18 protein-coding genes are annotated in these 18,658 nt (G+C 45.8%); 6 read left to right on the top strand and 12 right to left on the bottom strand.

What is annotated here, in order from left to right; all coding sequences use genetic code 11:
- Nucleotides 1–16 precede the first annotated feature (16 nt).
- The 4 genes from WG943_RS01445 to WG943_RS01430 all read right to left on the bottom strand — a co-directional run bounded on the left by WG943_RS01445 (nt 17) and on the right by WG943_RS01430 (nt 3,039).
- Nucleotides 17–724: a DNA alkylation repair protein gene (locus tag WG943_RS01445; protein WP_340406350.1), complete on the bottom strand. Its 708-nt coding sequence runs from the start codon at nt 722–724 to the stop codon at nt 17–19.
- A gap of 71 nt (nt 725–795) precedes the next feature.
- On the bottom strand, nt 796–1,134 hold the full coding sequence (locus WG943_RS01440; protein ID WP_340406349.1) for a hypothetical protein: 339 nt from the start codon (nt 1,132–1,134) through the stop codon (nt 796–798).
- A 77-nt stretch (nt 1,135–1,211) separates the two neighbouring features.
- Nucleotides 1,212–1,553 (bottom strand): hypothetical protein, encoded by a 342-nt coding sequence (locus WG943_RS01435; protein WP_340406347.1) that lies wholly within the window; start codon nt 1,551–1,553, stop codon nt 1,212–1,214.
- A 133-nt stretch (nt 1,554–1,686) separates the two neighbouring features.
- Nucleotides 1,687–3,039 carry an NfeD family protein gene (locus WG943_RS01430; protein WP_340406346.1) on the bottom strand — a complete coding sequence of 451 codons (1,353 nt, stop codon included), beginning with the start codon at nt 3,037–3,039 and terminating at the stop codon, nt 1,687–1,689.
- 98 nt (nt 3,040–3,137) lie between these two features.
- Here WG943_RS01430 and WG943_RS01425 point away from each other — a divergent pair, with 98 nt between their 5' ends.
- From WG943_RS01425 to WG943_RS01415, 3 genes are all read left to right on the top strand, one after another.
- Nucleotides 3,138–3,908: a DUF4905 domain-containing protein gene (locus WG943_RS01425; RefSeq protein WP_340406345.1), complete on the top strand. Its 771-nt coding sequence runs from the start codon at nt 3,138–3,140 to the stop codon at nt 3,906–3,908.
- 19 nt (nt 3,909–3,927) lie between these two features.
- The gene (locus tag WG943_RS01420) at nt 3,928–4,923 is read left to right on the top strand and encodes a DPBB and LysM peptidoglycan-binding domain-containing protein (RefSeq protein ID WP_340406343.1); all 996 of its coding nucleotides are present in this window, start codon (nt 3,928–3,930) and stop codon (nt 4,921–4,923) included.
- Between the two features lie 131 nt (nt 4,924–5,054).
- On the top strand, nt 5,055–5,831 hold the full coding sequence (locus WG943_RS01415) for a TIGR02757 family protein (RefSeq protein ID WP_340406341.1): 777 nt from the start codon (nt 5,055–5,057) through the stop codon (nt 5,829–5,831).
- Here the strand turns inward: WG943_RS01415 and WG943_RS01410 are convergent.
- The gene (locus WG943_RS01410) at nt 5,828–6,136 is read right to left on the bottom strand and encodes a putative quinol monooxygenase (RefSeq protein WP_340406339.1); all 309 of its coding nucleotides are present in this window, start codon (nt 6,134–6,136) and stop codon (nt 5,828–5,830) included. The genes WG943_RS01415 and WG943_RS01410 overlap by 4 nt on opposite strands.
- 210 nt (nt 6,137–6,346) lie before the next feature.
- Between WG943_RS01410 and WG943_RS01405 the strand changes: the two genes are divergently transcribed.
- Nucleotides 6,347–7,402, top strand: a complete 1,056-nt coding sequence (locus WG943_RS01405; protein WP_340406338.1) for a serine hydrolase domain-containing protein — start codon at nt 6,347–6,349, stop codon at nt 7,400–7,402.
- A gap of 26 nt (nt 7,403–7,428) precedes the next feature.
- Here WG943_RS01405 and WG943_RS01400 read toward each other — a convergent pair whose 3' ends face one another.
- The 3 genes from WG943_RS01400 to WG943_RS01390 all read right to left on the bottom strand — a co-directional run bounded on the left by WG943_RS01400 (nt 7,429) and on the right by WG943_RS01390 (nt 9,434).
- A complete protein-coding gene (locus WG943_RS01400; protein WP_340406337.1) occupies nt 7,429–7,920 on the bottom strand; it encodes a GyrI-like domain-containing protein in 492 nt (163 codons plus the stop codon).
- Nucleotides 7,921–7,938: 18 nt separating this feature from the next.
- Nucleotides 7,939–8,907 (bottom strand): alpha/beta fold hydrolase, encoded by a 969-nt coding sequence (locus tag WG943_RS01395; protein ID WP_340406336.1) that lies wholly within the window; start codon nt 8,905–8,907, stop codon nt 7,939–7,941.
- Nucleotides 8,908–9,014: 107 nt separating this feature from the next.
- Nucleotides 9,015–9,434, bottom strand: coding sequence for a YhcH/YjgK/YiaL family protein (locus WG943_RS01390; RefSeq protein WP_340406334.1), 420 nt, complete (start codon nt 9,432–9,434; stop codon nt 9,015–9,017).
- Between the two features lie 165 nt (nt 9,435–9,599).
- Between WG943_RS01390 and WG943_RS01385 the strand changes: the two genes are divergently transcribed.
- Nucleotides 9,600–11,996 (top strand): endonuclease MutS2, encoded by a 2,397-nt coding sequence (locus WG943_RS01385; protein ID WP_340406333.1) that lies wholly within the window; start codon nt 9,600–9,602, stop codon nt 11,994–11,996.
- A 580-nt stretch (nt 11,997–12,576) separates the two neighbouring features.
- On the opposite strand, the gene WG943_RS01380 is transcribed toward WG943_RS01385, so the two are convergent.
- The 3 genes from WG943_RS01380 to WG943_RS01370 all read right to left on the bottom strand — a co-directional run bounded on the left by WG943_RS01380 (nt 12,577) and on the right by WG943_RS01370 (nt 16,112).
- Complete coding sequence (locus tag WG943_RS01380; protein WP_340406332.1) at nt 12,577–13,011, bottom strand: hypothetical protein; 435 nt, start codon at nt 13,009–13,011, stop codon at nt 12,577–12,579.
- 91 nt (nt 13,012–13,102) lie between these two features.
- Complete coding sequence (gene murB / locus WG943_RS01375; RefSeq protein WP_340406331.1) at nt 13,103–14,119, bottom strand: UDP-N-acetylmuramate dehydrogenase; 1,017 nt, start codon at nt 14,117–14,119, stop codon at nt 13,103–13,105.
- A 232-nt stretch (nt 14,120–14,351) separates the two neighbouring features.
- Nucleotides 14,352–16,112, bottom strand: coding sequence for a sodium:solute symporter family protein (locus tag WG943_RS01370; RefSeq protein WP_340406330.1), 1,761 nt, complete (start codon nt 16,110–16,112; stop codon nt 14,352–14,354).
- A 293-nt stretch (nt 16,113–16,405) separates the two neighbouring features.
- Here WG943_RS01370 and WG943_RS01365 point away from each other — a divergent pair, with 293 nt between their 5' ends.
- Nucleotides 16,406–17,584, top strand: coding sequence for a THUMP domain-containing class I SAM-dependent RNA methyltransferase (locus tag WG943_RS01365; protein WP_340406329.1), 1,179 nt, complete (start codon nt 16,406–16,408; stop codon nt 17,582–17,584).
- Nucleotides 17,585–17,684: 100 nt separating this feature from the next.
- On the opposite strand, the gene WG943_RS01360 is transcribed toward WG943_RS01365, so the two are convergent.
- Nucleotides 17,685–18,527 carry a 1,4-dihydroxy-2-naphthoyl-CoA synthase gene (locus tag WG943_RS01360; RefSeq protein WP_340406327.1) on the bottom strand — a complete coding sequence of 281 codons (843 nt, stop codon included), beginning with the start codon at nt 18,525–18,527 and terminating at the stop codon, nt 17,685–17,687.
- Nucleotides 18,528–18,658: the final 131 nt, after the last annotated feature.

The following is an 18,658-nucleotide window of genomic DNA, read 5'->3' as shown; positions in this document are numbered from 1 at the left end:
CGCAAGTGCAGGAATTTTAGCAGCGGGCCATTTTCTTTTTCTTGCCGTGGCGGCCCATCTTTTCTACTTTCTCGATGTATGGCAAGGCAACAGGCACTTTGCAGGAGGTTTCACCCATGTATACTTCTACTTTACCTATGGCTGCTGCTACTGCCTTTGCTTTGTCTGTTAAGGCTGGAACAAAGGCGCCCATAGCAATCACAAAACTGTTCATGGTATAACGCACTCTGTTCGGGCTGTTATGTATGTTTTGCTGCACATGGTCCAGTAGCTGGCTCAGGTAATCCAGGTCCAGTTCGTTATCCGGCTTAATGCCTCCCAGGTTGGATAAGGTGGCCCAACCGGCAGTAGCAAGCCTTTCGTTATCAGACTGTATCCATTCCTTGGCCAGCTCAAAACCATAAGGACTTTCTGCTGCCACCCAGGCTACAGTATACTCACTGATCATATACCAGTAAGCCTGTTCAGCCCATAGCTGCAGATCTTCTTTGGTCATGGCTTTCTCGTCGGCAATTAGGCCAGCCAGGTACATAGCATCAGAATTTCCAGTGGCAAACAGTTCCATAGCCAAAGTATGGTTCTTTTTTAGCTTCTTTTGGATGGGTTTTAGGTCACCTACTTTTACGCCGAAGAAAGGCTCTCTGGCACCATGTTTCAGAAATGTATTCTTGGTGGTTTCGCTGCCAAGGCTAGCAAGCTGCTGCATAATATCTGCTGTGGTCATACACAAAAATTAAGGGCCGAAGTATTGTCCCAATATACTTCGGCCCGGCTGCTTACACAAATAAACAGTTATTACTTTTTACGTATCTCCAGAATTTTGGCAGAGTTTACCTCAACAGGAACCTGGCAACCTGCCATTATCTTTTTATTGTAGTTTATCATTTTAACTTCTACTGCAGTACCGTCCCAGCCACTTTCTTTATAGGTTTCAGGTATAGTGGTTTCGTTAACGAATTTATACTGCTGCTCCCCAACCACAAGAAAAAAGCCGCAGCCATCCACGGCATAGTTGCCCGACCACTTTAAAACGGCGTCAACTGTTTCAGTAGTATAGCTTTCGTCTTCTTTCTCGCACGAGCTGAACACAAATAAAGAAATCAGCAACAGGCACAGGGCGTTTAATTTTCTCATGTAGGGGTAAAGCTGTTTATATTTTATAAAGAAGATTCCTTAAAAACAGCTTTGGTTGCAAGGTGTTACAGAAATTTTTAGAGCGCTGTAACCGAGATAACCTTTACTGCATCCATCACACGTGGCTGCGGCAGCATACCACAACGGCGGTCGATTTGGTTCTCCAGGGGCAAGTAAGTTAATTTTACCTCTGATGTTTCGTTTTCTTTAAAGGCTGCTGGTATGGCATCTTCGTTTTCCGGCAGGTATTTTTTACCGTCTATTTCAATCTCAAAGCCGCAGCCATCCGCAGCAATCTCACCGCTCCATAGCAAGGTGGCAGTGGTAGTGATGCCCTCGTTTTCAGGCTGATTCGTGTTCTGGCAAGCTGACATAGTAAAGGCTGCTAGTAAGGTTAGAAAAATGGGTGCTAGTTTCATGTATGGTTTTTAGTTAGACGCTTTAGGTGTACTATTATTTACTAACCGCAAAGTGCGCTATGTTTATCTGAAAAAAACGCCAGGGCAACTGCAGCTTTTAATTCATAATTTCCAATTCATCATTCATAATTATTTAACCCACCTTCTTCACCCGTAGCGAGAATGTACTTTGATCTATTACCTGCACTGGCTCACCCTTTTCAATAAATCCATCGCGGGCCTGTGCATCATATAATATGTCATCAATCATTACGCGTCCGTTTGGCATCATGCGGGTGTGGGCGATACCGGTTTTACCGATAAGCTGCTCTGCAAAATTGGCAGAACGGTAGCCCTCGTTGCTTTGGAAAGTAGTGTTTAGCACCAGGCGCTGCATAGCCTTACTTCCTACTAACCTGTTCCAGGAGAGGGCTATAAAAACGGCGGCACCCACCATGCCAATCACTACAGAGATCAGGCTTTTCATTAACTGTTCGGAAGGCACAAAGGTAAAGTCGAAGTTCTGGTTATTTACCATGATCAGCACCAGCGACACCAGCACCATCACAATGCCGCCAATGCCCGGCACGCCAAATCCAGGTATTACAAAAATCTCTAGCAGGATAAGTATAATGCCTACCCCAAAAAGCAGAATCTCCCAATTCTCGGCAAGGCCGTTGAGGTAATAAGGCACTAAGTATAAAATACCAGCCACCACAGCTGCTGCCAACGGAAAACCAATTCCTGGGGTTTGCAGCTCAAAGTATAATCCACCTATGATGATCAGCAGAAGTATACCGCTGAGAAACGGGTTCAGGAAGAAAGAAATCACCTTATCAGTGGTGCTTAGTTGGTAACGTATAATTTCGGCATCAGCCAGGTTTAGTTTTGCCAGAACCTCCTGCTCTGTGTTGGCCACACCTTCGCAAAAGCCATACTTTATAGCCTCTGATGTGGTTAAACTGAGCACTTGACCAGCAGATAGGGTGCTGTCTACGCTTGGTTCTACCATGGCCTCTGCCATACGCGGGTTGCGGCCGTTGGCCTCTGCTGTAGAGCGCATAATAGAACGCATGTAGCTCTGGTACTTACCCGGTGCCGCCTGACCGTCGGCACCTACAACTGTGGCAGCACCAATGTTGGCACCAGGAGCCATGTAAATGCTATCGCAGGCAAGCGAGATGAGGGCACCAGCCGAGGCTGCATCTTTGTTGATGAACACATACACCGGCTTCGGGTACTCTAGTATGCGCGTGCGTATTTCGTCGGCATCGTTCAGGGCGCCTCCAAAAGTATCCAGTACCAGCAACACATGATCTGCCTCCATAGCCGTAGCCTCATTAAATGCTAGTTCGGTGTAGCGGTTGGTGCGTGGGTCAATTTCAGACTTGATCTCCATTATAAATACCTTTTGCTTTTTGTTCTGGGCCAGCAGCAGCAGGGGGCTAAGCAGCAGGCAGAGCATGCAAAAGAATACTGTATGTAAATGCTTTGGATAGGTTTTCATAATTTAGGGGGCCGGTTGAGGTTCAATCTGGCAATAAGATAACAAAAAAACACAAGCTTATACTTTCTTTACTCTATTCATACGATTTTAAGGCGCCGGTGTGGCGTATCCGCATAGATACTGCTAACAATCAATTGGCCCTGGAGGTACGTGACCCGGACCTGCTCATGGCGTATTTTTATACTTTGGATGCAGCTGACCTGAAGTTAAGTAGCCTGAATCTTAATCCTTCTAAAGCCTGGTGGCAGGGGCTGGAGGATGCATTGTACGGCCTGGTGTACCTGCATGGCTACGGCGACCGCAAAACAGGGCAGCACAAAGGGATAACCGCAGTGGCACCTGAAACAGGACAAGTGCAGTGGGAGCTGCAGAAAGAGGCTTTCTATGGCTTCTCAGAAAATGGCTTGCTGGTTTATAAAGCCGATGCCCCTGAGGATGCGCTTACTGTTGTAGATGCCAGAACTGGAAGTATATTGGGTACAGGTATAAGCCAACAGGAGGCGGCGAAGAACGTTACCTTGTTCAGCCGCAGCAGGTACGCTGGTTGTGTGTACCCGGTGCAGTATAAGGAAGGGGAGCCATACTTTGAAGATGTGTGCAATTTTCTAAAGGCACAGTCTGGAGCGGCACCAGTAAAAGCAGTAGAATACACCGAAACAAGCTCTTGTATTGTAATAAGCTACTATGAATATACAAACACAGGTGAATTAGATAATTTTGCGGTTGTATATGATTTAGATGGCGGTTTATCGTTAAAAGTTAAACTTGGCAGCGGATTAAGTGGCATAGGTTCAGATACTTTTTTTATCTTTAACCTCAATTTATACTTGCTGCTAGATAAGCAGATATTACAGGTATACAGAATTTAGCATAGTACAATTTTTAGCCATGGTTCGATCTTTACTAGTTACTCTTGTAGTAGCACCCTTGCTTTCTTTTTCAGCTAATGCCTTTGGGGTAACAGCTGTACGTGATTCGGTTGGTGTGGAGCGCAAAAACGGAAAGCTGTTTGTACAGCACAAGGTAGAGCCGAAGGAAACGTTATACGCACTTTCCAGGAAATATAGCACACCGATTGCGCAGATAGTGGAGGCAAACCCGCATGTGCAGTCTTCTATAAGAGTAGGCGAAATTGTACTGATACCGCGTAAGTATAAAACAATATCTACAGCTGTGGCAACTACGGCCAAAACGGTACAGGCTGCTCCGGCTGCCAGTAATCGTACTTACACTGTAAATACTGCCGGCAATAAGCTGCACACTGTAGAGCCAAAGCAAACACTTTTCTCAATTTCGCGGCAGCACAACATTAGTGTAGAGGATATTAAGCGTTGGAACAACCTGAAGGACAATGATATTAGTGTAGGAGCTGAGCTTATTGTAGGCAAAGGTATAGCAACCCCAACCAAGAAACCTGTTTATACGCCAGAGCCTGATGATGAAATGACGAAGGCAAAACCTACTGAAACGGTAACGGCATCTGCTAGCACCACTGCCACACCAACTGCCACTACTGCTGCCGTACCTGCCGCCACTACTGCTCCTACAACTGCTCCTGTAGCAGCCAACGAGCGTGTTGAAGAAGAGGAAACAGAGAGCACAGCCTCAGGCGTAAAAAAGATTATCGAAAGTGGCATGGCCGAGATGCTTGATCCCAAGGCGGACACAAACAAGTACCTTGCTTTACATAAAACAGCCCCTGTTGGTACCATTATGCAGGTGAAAAATGCCATGAACAACAACGTGGTTTACGTGCGTGTAATTGGTAAACTGCCTGACACAGGTGCCAATGATAAAGTGATTGTGCGTATCTCTAAAAAGGCATACCAGAAGTTGGGAGCAGTAGATCAAAAATTTAGAGTAGAAGTATCTTATATGCCTTAAGGGCTTCTAAAGTATAAAGTTATAAAGAGGCGCCTGGGCAGTAATGTTCAGGCGCTTTTTTTACCTCCTCCTGCTCCCTCATGTTTTTAGGAGGAAGGTAAACAATTCTCCAAATCCCCGTATTTTACCACATGAAACAAGATTACGCTGCCATAAAAGCTTTGCTCGACGATAGAGTTGAAAAGTATAACCAGCCCAACTTTATTCCAAACGACCCTGTTTCTATACCGCACCGTTTCACTAAAAAGCAGGACGTAGAGATAAGTGGTTTTTTCGCTTCGATACTGGCGTGGGGGCAGCGCAAAACCATCATCAACAACTGCCTAAAGCTGATGAACCTGATGGATAATGCACCGCACGACTTTATATTGAACCACCAGGAGCAAGACCTGACGCGTTTTCTAGGTTTTAAGCACCGCACTTTTAACGATACCGACCTACTATACCTGCTGCACTTTTTCAGGTGGTACTACAGCCAGCACGAGAGCCTGGAAACGGCTTTTACCGGAGTGCACAATGAGATAAAAGCACAGAAAGACAGATTATCATACTTCCACGACTTGGTGTTTAGCCTGGAGGATGCACCGCACCGAACTAAAAAGCACATTTCCACGCCTGCACGTAAATCGGCTTGTAAGCGCATTAATATGTACCTGCGCTGGATGGTGCGCAAAGACAACAACGGCGTAGATTTCGGTATCTGGAACATCATGCAGCCTGCCGACCTTGTGTGCCCCTGCGATGTGCACGTAGAACGCGTGGCACGTAAGTTGGGCCTGATTACCCGCAAAGGCATGGATTGGCAAACTGCCGAGGAGTTAACAGAACACCTCAGGGTATTCGACCCAACTGATCCTGTAAAGTATGATTATGCTCTTTTCGGACTGGGGATAGAAGAGAAGTTTTAAGCTGGCAAACCACCAAGCACCTCCAACTCTAGCCCTTTTTCTGGTTTGCTTGCCAGCAATGGGATAGCCTGAGAAATAAGGGATCCAACACCGTCAAGTTGCAGCGAGTTGTCGTGGTCTTCTTTGCTGTCCCATACTTCTGTTATCCAGATACTGTCAGAGTTTTGCGCATCCTTACTAACTAAGTATAAGTGACAGCCCTTTGCTGTTGATACAAGCTTTGATGCCTGCAGCAGTATAGAGGCCAACTCATTGCCTTTGCCTTCCTGAGCCTGAAGCTTTCCATGTAAACCGTATTTTTGCATGTATAAAGTATAGGTTTAGAATTATTTACCAGACCTGAATATATTTAAATTAAATCGTGCTGCAAATAAGCAAACCCAAGTTGTAGAGGAAAAAAAAGAATTATATGCTTAGTGTGTTTATTATGTTAAATATAGTGGACTGATTTAAGCTCTTCAAAAGTATAGCAACCTATTATTTTATACTTTAGCAAAAAGTATAAGCACCACCACATGGCAAACTCACTTGCACAGGCACTAGACGCTCATCTAAACACCTGCTACTCCGATAACCAACCCGGAGCAGCCATACTTGTAGCCAAAGCAGGAGAGGTGCTGTATGAAAACTGCATAGGGCTAGCCAATCTTTTAAAAGGAGAACGCATTATTCCGGCTACTAATTTCCGATTGGCATCTGTGTCTAAACAATTTACAGCCATGTGTGTGCAGCTACTGCAGCAACAGGGCTTGCTAAAGTATGAAGATAAACTGAGCGATTTCTTTCCTGAGCTGGCGCATTTGAGTGGCAACATAAGTATAAAACAGCTGATCAATCATACTTCCGGCTTACCAGACTATGAGAATTTTGTGCCAGAAAACCGGACGGAACAGGTACGGGATTTGGAGGTACTGGCAATAACAGACGCGCAACCTAAATTGCTTTTTACCCCTGGCTCGCAGTACCGCTACAGTAATACAGGTTATGTGCTGCTGGCACTGCTGGTAGAGAAAGTTGCCGGTCTGCCATACAAGGAATTTCTGCAGAAGTACATTTTCGGTCCGGCAGGAATGGAACATACGGTGCTTTATGAGGCAGGCGCAAGTATACCTAACAGAGCCATGGGTTACGCCTTAAATGCAGCAGGAGAGGTAGTTTTCTCAGACCAAAGCACCTGCAGCGCCACCAAGGGCGATGGTTGCATTTATACTTCGCTGCGCGACTACCTGAAGTGGCACGAGGCGTTGCTAAAATATGATGGCTTTAACTTAGAAAATACGCTACAAAGTATAAGCACGACCATTGACGATAACAGGAACTGGCACTACAGTATGGGTTGGTTCTATGCCAGGCGCAGCAACGGCAGCCTTGAAATGTACCACACCGGCAATACCTGTGGCTTTAGTAACCTGGTAATTCGGGTGCCGGAGAACCAGCTGTTGGTAGTATACTTCTCAAATCTGGCCTATAACCCCTACCTGCTCACCAGCTTTCTGGATGTGCTGCAGCAGTACCCGGAAACGCAACTTGAGTCTGATCTGGTAAGGCAGCTGCTGGAATTAACGAGGTAATTATACTTTGGGGCTCTGGCAAAATGCTACACTTTATACTTTACCGGTACCCAAACCTCTTCTTCAGAATCAGGGTGGGTATGGCCCAGGTACTTTTCTCCCATCACTTCGAAGTGCGGCCGGTTGTCCAGCTGGTACCCCGAAGCAGGTAGCCAGGTGCCAAAAATGTGTTGTGCTGTTTTGTGAAAGTTGCTGGCCTGGCCTTTGTGTATAAACACTGCATACATACCGCCCTTTAAAGTATACTGCTCCATTCCCTCCGGCACATGCTCAATTTCCGTTACCTCAACTGCTGCCCATTTCTCGAAAGGTGTGGCTGGGGTAAAGTTCTCCATACTTATACTTTCGGAGTACACCTGAACCGAATATAAAGCAGGTTCTACTTTGTTTGTAATCTCCTTCCTCCGAGGCATAAAGCTGCTCCACAGCGATGCTGCGTTGTTAGCCGAAAGGGTAGTAGTGGTGCGTATGCCAATTAGCTGCTTGGGTGGTATTGTGAGGATCTGGGGTTGTTGCATAAAGGGTAGCGTATTAAGTTATTTTAGACCAACAAAGCTTTTTACATCTTCTGCAAACCTCTCTGTTTCTTCAATATCAGGAAAATGAGCACTGTTCTCGTAAATTCTGATCGTAGCATTACCCAAGCTTTGCTTTAAGGCAAGACCGGTATGTAAGCCACCGTTTTTATCATATGCCCCGCTAATGATTAGGGCAGGTGTTTGTAAACCTGCAGACTTTTCTATCAAATCTCCTTTGTTGTTCTTTAGGTATACCTTAGCCATTAAACCGGTATTAACCAGCTTGCTTTCGCTCCACATCTGTCTGTTTTTGATGGCATTCTCAGGATTAAGAAACAAAAACTTATCTACTGTAGGTGTAGAAACTATACCCCATACGCTGGAATATTTTGCTTCTAGAGAAGTTGTGTCTTGCATAATGTTCTCTATTCCTGATTTTACTTTGCTGTCTCCGATGGAGTAGAAGCCCTGAATCTGTACCAGCATATTAGATTTTGATAGTTCGGCAGGAGCTGATAATATTAGTTTCTCAACCCTGTCAGGATGTGTTGCTGCGTAACGCAACGAAAGCTCTGCACCAAAAGAGTAACCAAGCAATGTCATCTTTTGCACTCCCAAAGAATCCCTAAGTACATCAAGGTCACTTATTAATGTTTGCAGTGCGTAATCTTCCGGGTCTTTTGGTGCTTCGCTTCTGCCACCCCCTCTTTGCTCATAGTATACAACAGTTGCAAACTCTTCTAGTTTAGGACCTGCAGTTCGCTCAAAAGTATAATTATTGCCTCCTGGGCCGCCATGTACAATTACAATGGGAGTAGTTTGATTCGTACTACCTTTAATGCTAACCCAATGCTTTACACCATTTAAAGTATAGTAGCGCGCTCCATCATGTAGGTTTGTACTGCTCTCTAAGGTTTTGCTTACTTCTCCTGGTTTGCTGCAGGAAAAAAGTATGGCTAAAACAAAGACACTATATAAATACCGCATCTGTTTAATTTTTTGTGTCACAATTGAAACTACTTCTTCAAATCAGCTTATACTTTTGCAAAAGCGTTGTACTTAGCCCTCCACCGCAATCTTAAGCACCACTTTTCTTACCACATCCGAACCGGTAACCATGGCAGCGTGGGCATCGTCGGGGTAAAAATCGTGAAGGAGCCAGCCGGCACGTAGAACCAGCTGTCGGTTTTATCGGGGAAGAAGGCTGCATCGCGTTCATCGTTGTAAGGATCATTTGGAGCCTCGCACTGCGCCAGGTCTTTCCAACCCATGTGGTCAGTACCTGAAATTACGTACTGTATGTCGATGTACTTACGGTGCACCTCCAGCTTATAATCTTCCTCTGTTACTCCTGCGCCCTCCGATACAATGGCAAATAGCTTTTTACCCTCAATCTCGTGTACACCGGTTGGCTCATTTGCCAGATCTGTGTCGCGCAGGTAAGCAAAAGCTTTTTCAAAAAGCGGGTGCAACGTGTAATAGCGTTGTGCGTTTGCAAGTTTATCAAGAACCATGGTTGGAGAATTATGAATTACGAATGATTAATTAAAATATAGTGCGGACATCTTTTGTCCTTTGTCACCTAATCTTTTGTCAAAAACAGTGTTGCCAAAACGAACAAAACACCTGCTTATACTTGTTATTAAATGCTAAATTTGCCTTAAATTAAAAGATTAACATTGATCTATCCAGATAATTTCGAAATAAAAATTGGGTTTGCGCAGGTACGTGAAATGCTGTCCGAGTTGTGCCTGAGCCCGCTGGGGCGCCAGTTCGTAAACCGCATGCAATTTATTAACCGCCACGACCTGGTAGACCGACTGCTGCAGCAAACCGAAGAGTTTAAACAACTGCTGGAGTCTGACGCAGAAATTCCGCTGCAGCACTACTTCGACGTAAATGCCTACCTTGATAGAGCAACCCTGGAGGGTGCATATTTAGACGTGGTGCATTTCTTTGAGATCAAAATGTCGTTGCGTACGATCCGCGACTCACAGCGCTTTATATCCGGTTCCGAAGAAGGAAAGTATGAAGCCCTGAAAGCCTTGGGTGCAAACGTAATGGTGGAGCGTTCGCTGATCGCTGCTTTGGATAAAGTAGTAGACGATGCCGGTGCCGTGCGCGACGATGCCACACCAGAGTTGCAGCGTCTAAAACGTGACCTGATCTCGCAGCAAGCCATACTTCGCAAGCAGATACAGTCTATTATCCGTCACGCCAAAAACGAAGGCTGGACACCCTCTGACGTAGAGCCAACCATCCGTGGCGGCCGTCTGGTGATACCTGTTATCGCTGAGCACAAGCGCCGTATCAAAGGCTTGATTCACGACGAGTCTGCCACAGGCCAGACAGTTTACATTGAGCCGGAATCTATCTTCGAACTCAACAACGATATCAAAGACCTCGAGAATGCTTACCACCGCGAACTGATCCGTATACTTATAGGCTTAACCAACACGCTGCGCCACCACATTCCGGAGCTGCGCAAAGCCTACCAATACTTGGGACTGCTGGACTTTATTCGTGCCAAGGCTGCTTTTGCGCGTAGGGTAGAGGCTACCAGGCCAATACTACATAAATACCCGCACATAAACTGGAAGCAGGCTACACACCCTTTACTGTTCCTGGCACACCGGCAGGTAGGCAAACCTACCGTGCCCATGGACCTGGAGCTGAACCGCGACCAGCGCGTCTTGCTTATCTCAGGACCAAACGCAGGTGGTAAATCGGTAAGCTTAAAAACGGTGGGCTTGCTGCAGTACATGGTACAATGCGGTATGCTTATTCCGGTGGAGGATGGCTCGGAAGCTGGTATCTTCCATGATATTTTTATCGACATCGGGGATGAACAGTCCATCGAAAATGACCTGAGTACCTACAGCTCGCACCTCACCAACATGAAAAAGTTTGTGACGGTGGCCGACCATAAAAGCCTGGTATTAATAGACGAGTTTGGTACTGGTACAGAGCCTGTATTGGGTGGTGCCATTGCCGAAGCTGTGCTGCAGACGCTGAACAACAGCAAAGTATACGGTGTGATTACCACGCACTATACCAACCTGAAGAACTTTGCAGAGAAAACTCCGGGAATTATAAACGGTGCCATGCGCTACGACCATAAAAACCTGCAGCCGCTCTACCAGCTGGAGATCGGTAAGCCAGGGTCGTCGTTCGCCATCGAGATTGCCCGTAAAATTGGTTTGCCAAAAGCAATTGTAGATAAAGCCAGCAGCCTGGTAGGTAAAGACAAGATACGTTACGACAGGTTACTCGAAGAGCTCGAAACAGAGAAGCAGGAGCTGGAGAAAAAGGTAATGGAGGCCACCAAACTGGAGCAGAAGCTGAAGCGCAACGTGAAAGAGTATAATGACCTGAAAAACTACCTGGAGGAAAGTAAGCAGGACATTATGCGCGAAGCTAAAGGCAAAGCCAAACTGTTGCTGAAAGATGCCAACCAGAAAATTGAAGCAACCATACAGCAGATAAAGCAGAGCCAGGCCGAAAAAGAGCAAACCAAAGAGGCACGCCGCGAACTGGAGACATTTGCCAACGAGCAGGTGCGTAAAGAAGAGCCGCGCCCTGCGCACAAACGCTTTGCCAACGCAACTATAAAAGAAGGCGATAACGTTGCCCTGATAGGGCAGGAGTCGGTAGGCCAGGTGGTAAGTATAAAAGGCAAAACTGCCGAAGTACTTTTTGGCGGTTTAAAAACGATTGTAAAAGTTGATAACCTGGAGAAGATAGAAGGACAAGTTGCCAAGCAGAAAAAAGCGGCTTCCAAAGCCGAAGAAGGCTATACCCGTGGCATGAACATTACGCAACGTATGGCCGACTTTGGATCTACACTTGATATTCGGGGTGAATATGCAGAGAATGCTTTAAATAAGGTGATGAACTTTACCGATGAGGCTATCATGCTGGGCATACCTGAAATTAAGATTGTGCATGGCCGTGGCAATGGTGTGCTGCGCCAGGTGGTGCGCGATTATTTATACTCTTTACCTGAAGTGGCAAGTGTGGCCAACGAAGCTGAAGAACGTGGCGGTAACGGTGCTACCTTGGCGGTACTGAAATAAAATCTATACCAAAAACAGAAGGGCTCCTGATTCAGGAGCCCTTCTGTTTTTGGTATAGATTTTTATGTTAAATAAGCTTTAGTTCTACCTCCTGAACCTGAATTCAGCACCTCCCTGAACATAAAATAACTCATCTTCATCGAGCTTGGAAATCACTACAGTATACTCTTCATCTGTACCTCTGTCGAAAACGATAATTCTTTCATTATTATCATATTCCCATTACCCTCTCAAACTACATTGCTGCTGGTGTCATACCAATCCGTATAGGTGCCATCGCGCCGGAAAGTAGAGTTATACTTAGTAATATCAATCTGAGTTTGTTGCTGAAAAAACGAGGTTTGATTCTGCCCGTCTACATATACTACATTTCCAGTTCAGGTGCCATTTGTAAGTAGCGATACGTTCGGGGAAACATCCTCGTCATCGTCTTTGTCGCAGCTGCTTAATGTGGTGAGCAGGAGTAAAGAGGCAAAGCGGTATATAATAAGCCTGTGTTCTCTAATAATGCTATAAGTTTAATATTAGCAGTAGTTGTAAGTGCTCCATAAATGGAGCACACAGGTAACATAGGCGTAGGTTACTTTATAAATTTAATCTCAGCATCAAACGTCATGTTTTGGAAAGGGATCTTAGTTGCCAGATCAAGGCTGTCCTCTGTTAGTTTTTCGACTTCTACGTTGCCAACTAAATCGAAGGTAAGTCTGGTTTCGTCTTCGTTAAAGCTCCACTGCCCAGACTCCGATTGCTCTCCCATGCCTGAAGTATAGGTAGCGTTGTAGGTGCCATCCTCGTTAAACTTAAGGCGAACAGTTTTTATCTGGCCAATCTGCCCTGTTATCTCTGGCCTGTTAGATACATCAATGCCGGCAGCCAATACTTTATCTCCCCGCCACTCATGTGCTACCAGAAGGTCTGTGTTGGTAATAGGATCCGGATCATCATCTTTGCTGCAAGCGGTAAAGACAGTAAGGGTTAAAAGTGCGAATAGTAAAGTATATAGTTCTTTTCTCATGATAGTTACAAGTTTTTAATATCCTAGTATATCGTAGCTATGCAGATAAAGTTGAGACTATATACCCTGTTTTTTATACTTTATTTTGAGATTAAAGTATGTTTACCTCTGGGTGTAGCTTTATTCCAAATTTATCTTCTACAGAGGCAATAATGTCAAATGCTAACTGGCGCACCTGCTCACCTTTGGCTCCGCCATAGTTTACCAGCACCAGTGCCTGATTTTTATGCACGCCGTAGTTCTCGATAACTTTTCCTTTCCAGCCACACTGCTCAATTAGCCAGCCAGCTGGTACTTTAACTGTAGATTCAGATACTGGGTAAGAAGGGATATCTGAAAATTGCGCCTTTAGTTGCTCGTACTGTGAGAGCGGTATTTCCGGGTTTTTAAAGAAACTGCCTGCGTTGCCGATCTCTTTAGGGTTTGGCAATTTGGTGCTGCGGATGTGGCAGACGGCAGCACTTATATCCTGAATGGTTGGTTGCTGCACCTGCATTTCCTGTAGCGTAGTTTGAATAGCGCCGTAACTTGTGTTGATACGGTGTTCTTTATGTAGTTTAAACGTAACAGCTGTTACAATGTAGCGGCCCTTGAGCTTGTTTTTGAAAACGCTTTCACGGTACCCGAACTGGCAGGTGTTGTTGTCAAAAGTATAAACTTCTCCGGTTTCAATCTCTACCGCTTCTAGCTCATGAAATACATCTTTCAACTCTACGCCATAAGCACCAATATTCTGTAAGGGTGCCGCTCCCACAGAACCCGGTATCAGCGAAAGGTTTTCAAGGCCGCCCAGGTTATGCTCCAAAGTATAAATTACAAACTCATGCCATACTTCACCGCTTCCTGCCTTAATGTACACATATTCATCGTCCTGGCGAAGTACTTCAATTCCCATTATCTCGTTGCGCAGCACCACACCGTCAAAATCTTTGGTAAAGAGCACGTTACTGCCGCCGCCCAGTACCAGCTTCTCTTCCTGCTTTAGTTCCGGCATTCGTAACAGCTCCTGCAACTCCTGCACAGTACTAAACTGCACAAATAGCTTTGCTTTTACATCAATGCCAAATGTATTATAAGCCTTAAGAGAATAATCGGACTGCAGTTTCATAAGCGGTAACTTTATAGCGCAAAGGTAAGGATTGGAGTTAGAAAGTTAAAGAGTTTGGGAGCTAGAGAGTGAGAATGGACAAGTAAGTGAGCAAAATTCCTCTCCTAGGAGGGGTGAGGTGGGTTATACTTTTAGCAAATCAATTTCATAAAAAAAGTATGAGCAGAGGCAAATGCTCCACTCATACTTTCAACTCTGTAACTCACAAACTCTTTAACTTTCTAACTCAAAATTAGTCCTGGAAGAAGTTAATGCGCTTGGAAGTATAAACCATTGTAAAACCTGCTACTAATGCAAAAACTAACCACATGGCAAAGCGGGCATAGTTCTGGAAGATCAGGTCGCCGATTAGGAACAGGGTAGAGTATACCATCACCGCTGCCGATATCCAGCCGATAAGCAGGTGAAATACCTTTGTTTTAGGCTTAGGCAGGTCCAGTGACTTACGTACTGGTGCCCAGGCGCCGTCTGGCTGAATTTTTTCGTAGAAAGCCTGCAGTTTAGCAATGGGCGCCGGGCGTGTAACAAATGTTGCCACCAGCCAGGCTACGGTTGTAAAGCCCACCGTCAGGAAGAAGCTGTTCGGGAACTCCCAACCAAGTATAAACTTTGAAACGCCAAAGGCAATGAATGGTGCAAGGGTAGCCACAATCTCACTCCAGGCGTTGATGCGCCACCAGTACCAACGGAGTATGAGCACCAGGCCAAGACCGGCACCAGCCTCCATAATAAAGGCCCAAACTGCAGAGATTGAGGTAATCTGAGTGGTTACGGCTAGTGATACAACCATCAGAATTACCGTTGTGATACGCGATGCCGTTACCAGCTGCTTCTGGCTTGCCTCTTTGTTAATAAAGCGGCCGTAAAAGTCGTTGATGATGTAGCTGGCGCCCCAGTTAAGCTGCGTAGAGATGGTACTCATGTAAGCGGCAAAGAAAGCCACCAGCAACAGGCCTTTTAAACCGGCAGGCAGGAAGTCTTTCATAGCCATTACATAGCCAAGTTTTTTATCAGCAGCAGAAAGATCAGGGTATAAAACAACTGCACAAAGCGCTACTATAATCCACGGCCACGGACGGATGCAGTAATGACCGATCTGGAAGAAAAGGGTAGCGTAAAGGGCGTGCTTCTCATCTTTTGTACTCATCATACGCTGGGCAATGTAACCGCCGCCGCCAGGCTCGTTTCCTGGATACCAGCTAGCCCACCATTGCACAGTTGTAAAGGCCAGGAAAGCACCCAACGAAAGCGTAAGCGATTTAGCAACTCCTGTGGCCGTGGCTTCACCGGAACCTATACTTGGAAAGTAATCCAAAGACCAGCTTGGCAGCTTTTCCTTTAAACCAGTAATACCACCAATTTTCTCGGAAGTAACTACCAGGTAAGCAAGTATAATACAACCTGCCATGGCAATTACAAATTGTACCACATCGGTAATAGCAACACCCAATAAACCGGAAAGAGAAGAATAAGTAACAACTACCAGCATGGCAATGGCTACATACATTAGCTGCTCCGATTTTGGCACCTCGAAAAATACTTCAATGATTGACATCAGGGCTACGTTTACCCAACCGATGATCAAGCTGTTCATGAAAATGCCTAGGTAAATTGCTCTGAAACCACGCAGGAAAGAGGCTGGTTTTCCGGCATAGCGCATCTCTATAAATTCAAGGTCGGTGATGATGCCGGCGCGGCGCCAGAGTTTCGCGAAGAAGAAGGTTGTAAGCAAACCACCAAGCAGCATGTTCCACCAGAGCCAGTTACCAGATATACCGCTTTGGGCTACAAGTTCTGTAACGGCAAGCGGCGTGTCGGCGGCAAAAGTGGTAGCTACCATTGATGTGCCCGCTACCCACCAGGTTAAGTTACGCCCTCCGAGAAAGTAATTAGCCAAACTACCGCTTGCTTTGCCAGTATAACTAATGCCAATGCCTAAAATTAAGATGCCGAAGACGGCCATTACGATCCAATCGATTACGTCGAGGTGCATATTGGGTGTTTATAGGGTGAAATCTGCCAGACTCTGCCGGTTTTATAATCAAAGTCGGCATTAAAAAGCGTAAATTAAGAAAAGGTGATATAAATTACGAATTACAAATTACAAATTATGAGTGATGGAACCCTGTTATGGTGCAATAAGCCTGACAGTACCTGCACGTTATTAGACCAGGTTAGCCTTTATACTGCTATACTTTAGTAGCTGACTCAGGAAAATCATAAGTCATAATTCATACTTCGTAATTTCATTAGTGCTATTTTTGCAGACAGATTAAAGTATAAAGTATGGCGAAGCAGAAACAGAACGAGAATTTTAACATCATCGCAACCACACTTTCAGGTTTGGAAGAAGTATTGGCAGCAGAACTCCGCGACCTGGACATGGAATTCATTAAGGTGGGCAACCGTGCTGTAACCTGCTCGGGTAACCTGCGCCAGCTATACGAGGCCAACCTGTGGTGCCGTACTGCTATTCGTATACTTAAGCCCATCCGTAACTTTAAAGCCCGCGACGAGAAAGACCTGTACGAGCAGGTGCAGAAAACCAACTGGTCGGAGTACCTGGATGTGGACCAGACATTTGCTATTGATGCTGTTGTGAGCCACTCTACGTTTGAGCACTCGCTGTATGTAGCCCAGCTTACTAAAGATGCCATTGTAGACCAGTTTCGCAAAAAAACTGGCGAACGACCATCTGTAGATAGAATAAGACCAGACTTGCGTATTAACCTGCACATGCATGAGAACATGGTAACCCTGTCGCTTGATTCGTCAGGGGATTCGTTGCACCGCCGTGGCTACCGCCTGCAAACCAACGTGGCTCCGCTAAACGAGGTGCTGGCAGCTGGTATCATTGCGTTATCCGGCTGGGACAAAAAGTCTACATTTATAGACCCCATGTGCGGTTCTGGTACCTTTTTGATTGAGGCTGCCTTGATGGCCCAGAATATTGCGCCAGGCCTATTCCGCCGCGACCCGTTTGGCTTTGAAAAGTGGAAAGACTATAATGAGCAGTTGTTTGAGATGGTGTGGAACACCGCTGAGGCTAAAGAAAGAAAAACAGCACAGACAGAAATTGTAGGTTATGATATAGACCCTGATTATATTGAGGCAACCAAGACTAACGTTGCAAACGTAGGGCTGCAGCACGTAATTAAAGTTCAGGAAGCCGATTTCTTCGAAACTACAGCGCCTGCTGATCATGGCGTTCTAGTGATGAACCCACCTTACAATGAGCGTATCCAATCTGACGACATCAACCTGCTGTACAAGAACATAGGCGATACGCTGAAGAACAATTACCAGGGCTTTGACGCTTTTGTGTTTACCGGCAACCTTGATGCTGCCAAAAGTATAGGCTTGCGTGCTTCACGCCGTACCCCGCTTTATAATGGCCCGATAGATTGCCGTTTGCTGAAGTATGAGTTGTATAGCGGCTCACGCAGGAGCGGGGGAGAGGAATAGCAATTCCGGGGCTAACAACTACCCAACAGTCCATAAAGTATAAAATAAAGGCCTGCTGCAGTAAATGCAGCAGGCCTTTATTTTATACTTTATGCTTCTATTACGAAATCCAAGGAATGTTTTTGAAGTTTGGCTTACGCTTCTCCAGGAAGGCATTTCTACCTTCTTTGGCTTCCTCAGTCATGTAAGCAAGGCGGGTTGCTTCGCCGGCAAATACCTGTTGGCCTACCATACCATCGTCGGTAGCATTAAAGGCAAACTTAAGCATTTTAATAGAGGTCGGCGACTTTGCCAGTATCTCCTGCGCCCACTCGTAAGCGGTATCTTCCAGCTCGTTGTGCGGGATAACGGCGTTTACCATGCCCATGTCGTAAGCCTCTTGTGCCGAGTAGTTTCTACCCAGGAAGAAGATCTCACGGGCACGTTTCTGACCTACCATTTTAGCCAGGTAAGCAGAACCATATCCACCGTCGAAGCTGGTCACATCGGCATCGGTTTGTTTAAAGATCGCGTGCTCTTTGCTGGCTAGCGTCAAGTCGCATACTACGTGTAAGCTATGCCCGCCTCCAACTGCCCAACCCGGCACTACAGCTATTACCACCTTCGGCATGAAGCGGATCAAACGCTGTACTTCCAGGATGTTCAGGCGCGGTATTCCAGACTCATCCACATAGCCCTGAAAGCCGCGTGCATTTTGGTCGCCGCCACTGCAGAAAGAGTAAACGCCATCTTTGGTAGAAGGACCCTCTGCAGAAAGTAGTACTACGCCAATAGAAGTATCCTCACGGGCATCCAGAAAGGCATCGAACAGCTCAAATACTGTTTTTGGCCTGAAGGCGTTACGTACGTTTGGTCGATTGAAAGCAATACGGGCTACGCCGTCTGCTTTTTTATAGGTTATATCCTCGTATTCCTTTACGGTAATCCAATTTGCTTTGCTCATAACTTCATATTTGAATTCAAAGTTAGCCTTTTCTATACTTTGGCTCAAATGGTTTTTAAGTAAAGGTTGATCAGGTAATAGGGTTAAGGTGTTAGAGTGGCTGGGCTGCTTGTAGTTCCGGGTCCAACCAT

The sequence above is a fragment of the Pontibacter sp. H249 genome, assembly GCF_037892465.1.
Lineage (GTDB): Bacteria > Bacteroidota > Bacteroidia > Cytophagales > Hymenobacteraceae > Pontibacter.
The sequence above is the reverse complement of the archived record's forward strand: the minus strand, read 5'-3'. Positions and strand labels throughout refer to the sequence as shown.

What these genes read in the sequence shown, in the direction of transcription:
- WG943_RS01445 (WP_340406350.1), bottom strand. Translation starts at nt 724, where the DNA reads ATGACCACAGCAGATATTATGCAGCAGCTTGCTAGCCTTGGCAGCGAA.
- WG943_RS01440 (WP_340406349.1), bottom strand. Translation starts at nt 1,134, where the DNA reads ATGAGAAAATTAAACGCCCTGTGCCTGTTGCTGATTTCTTTATTTGTG.
- WG943_RS01435 (WP_340406347.1), bottom strand. Translation starts at nt 1,553, where the DNA reads ATGAAACTAGCACCCATTTTTCTAACCTTACTAGCAGCCTTTACTATG.
- WG943_RS01430 (WP_340406346.1), bottom strand. Translation starts at nt 3,039, where the DNA reads ATGAAAACCTATCCAAAGCATTTACATACAGTATTCTTTTGCATGCTC.
- WG943_RS01420 (WP_340406343.1), top strand. Translation starts at nt 3,928, where the DNA reads ATGGTTCGATCTTTACTAGTTACTCTTGTAGTAGCACCCTTGCTTTCT.
- WG943_RS01415 (WP_340406341.1), top strand. Translation starts at nt 5,055, where the DNA reads ATGAAACAAGATTACGCTGCCATAAAAGCTTTGCTCGACGATAGAGTT.
- WG943_RS01410 (WP_340406339.1), bottom strand. Translation starts at nt 6,136, where the DNA reads ATGCAAAAATACGGTTTACATGGAAAGCTTCAGGCTCAGGAAGGCAAA.
- WG943_RS01405 (WP_340406338.1), top strand. Translation starts at nt 6,347, where the DNA reads ATGGCAAACTCACTTGCACAGGCACTAGACGCTCATCTAAACACCTGC.
- WG943_RS01400 (WP_340406337.1), bottom strand. Translation starts at nt 7,920, where the DNA reads ATGCAACAACCCCAGATCCTCACAATACCACCCAAGCAGCTAATTGGC.
- WG943_RS01395 (WP_340406336.1), bottom strand. Translation starts at nt 8,907, where the DNA reads ATGCGGTATTTATATAGTGTCTTTGTTTTAGCCATACTTTTTTCCTGC.
- WG943_RS01390 (WP_340406334.1), bottom strand. Translation starts at nt 9,434, where the DNA reads ATGGTTCTTGATAAACTTGCAAACGCACAACGCTATTACACGTTGCAC.
- WG943_RS01380 (WP_340406332.1), bottom strand. Translation starts at nt 13,011, where the DNA reads ATGAGAAAAGAACTATATACTTTACTATTCGCACTTTTAACCCTTACT.
- murB (WP_340406331.1), bottom strand. Translation starts at nt 14,119, where the DNA reads ATGAAACTGCAGTCCGATTATTCTCTTAAGGCTTATAATACATTTGGC.
- WG943_RS01370 (WP_340406330.1), bottom strand. Translation starts at nt 16,112, where the DNA reads ATGCACCTCGACGTAATCGATTGGATCGTAATGGCCGTCTTCGGCATC.
- WG943_RS01365 (WP_340406329.1), top strand. Translation starts at nt 16,406, where the DNA reads ATGGCGAAGCAGAAACAGAACGAGAATTTTAACATCATCGCAACCACA.
- WG943_RS01360 (WP_340406327.1), bottom strand. Translation starts at nt 18,527, where the DNA reads ATGAGCAAAGCAAATTGGATTACCGTAAAGGAATACGAGGATATAACC.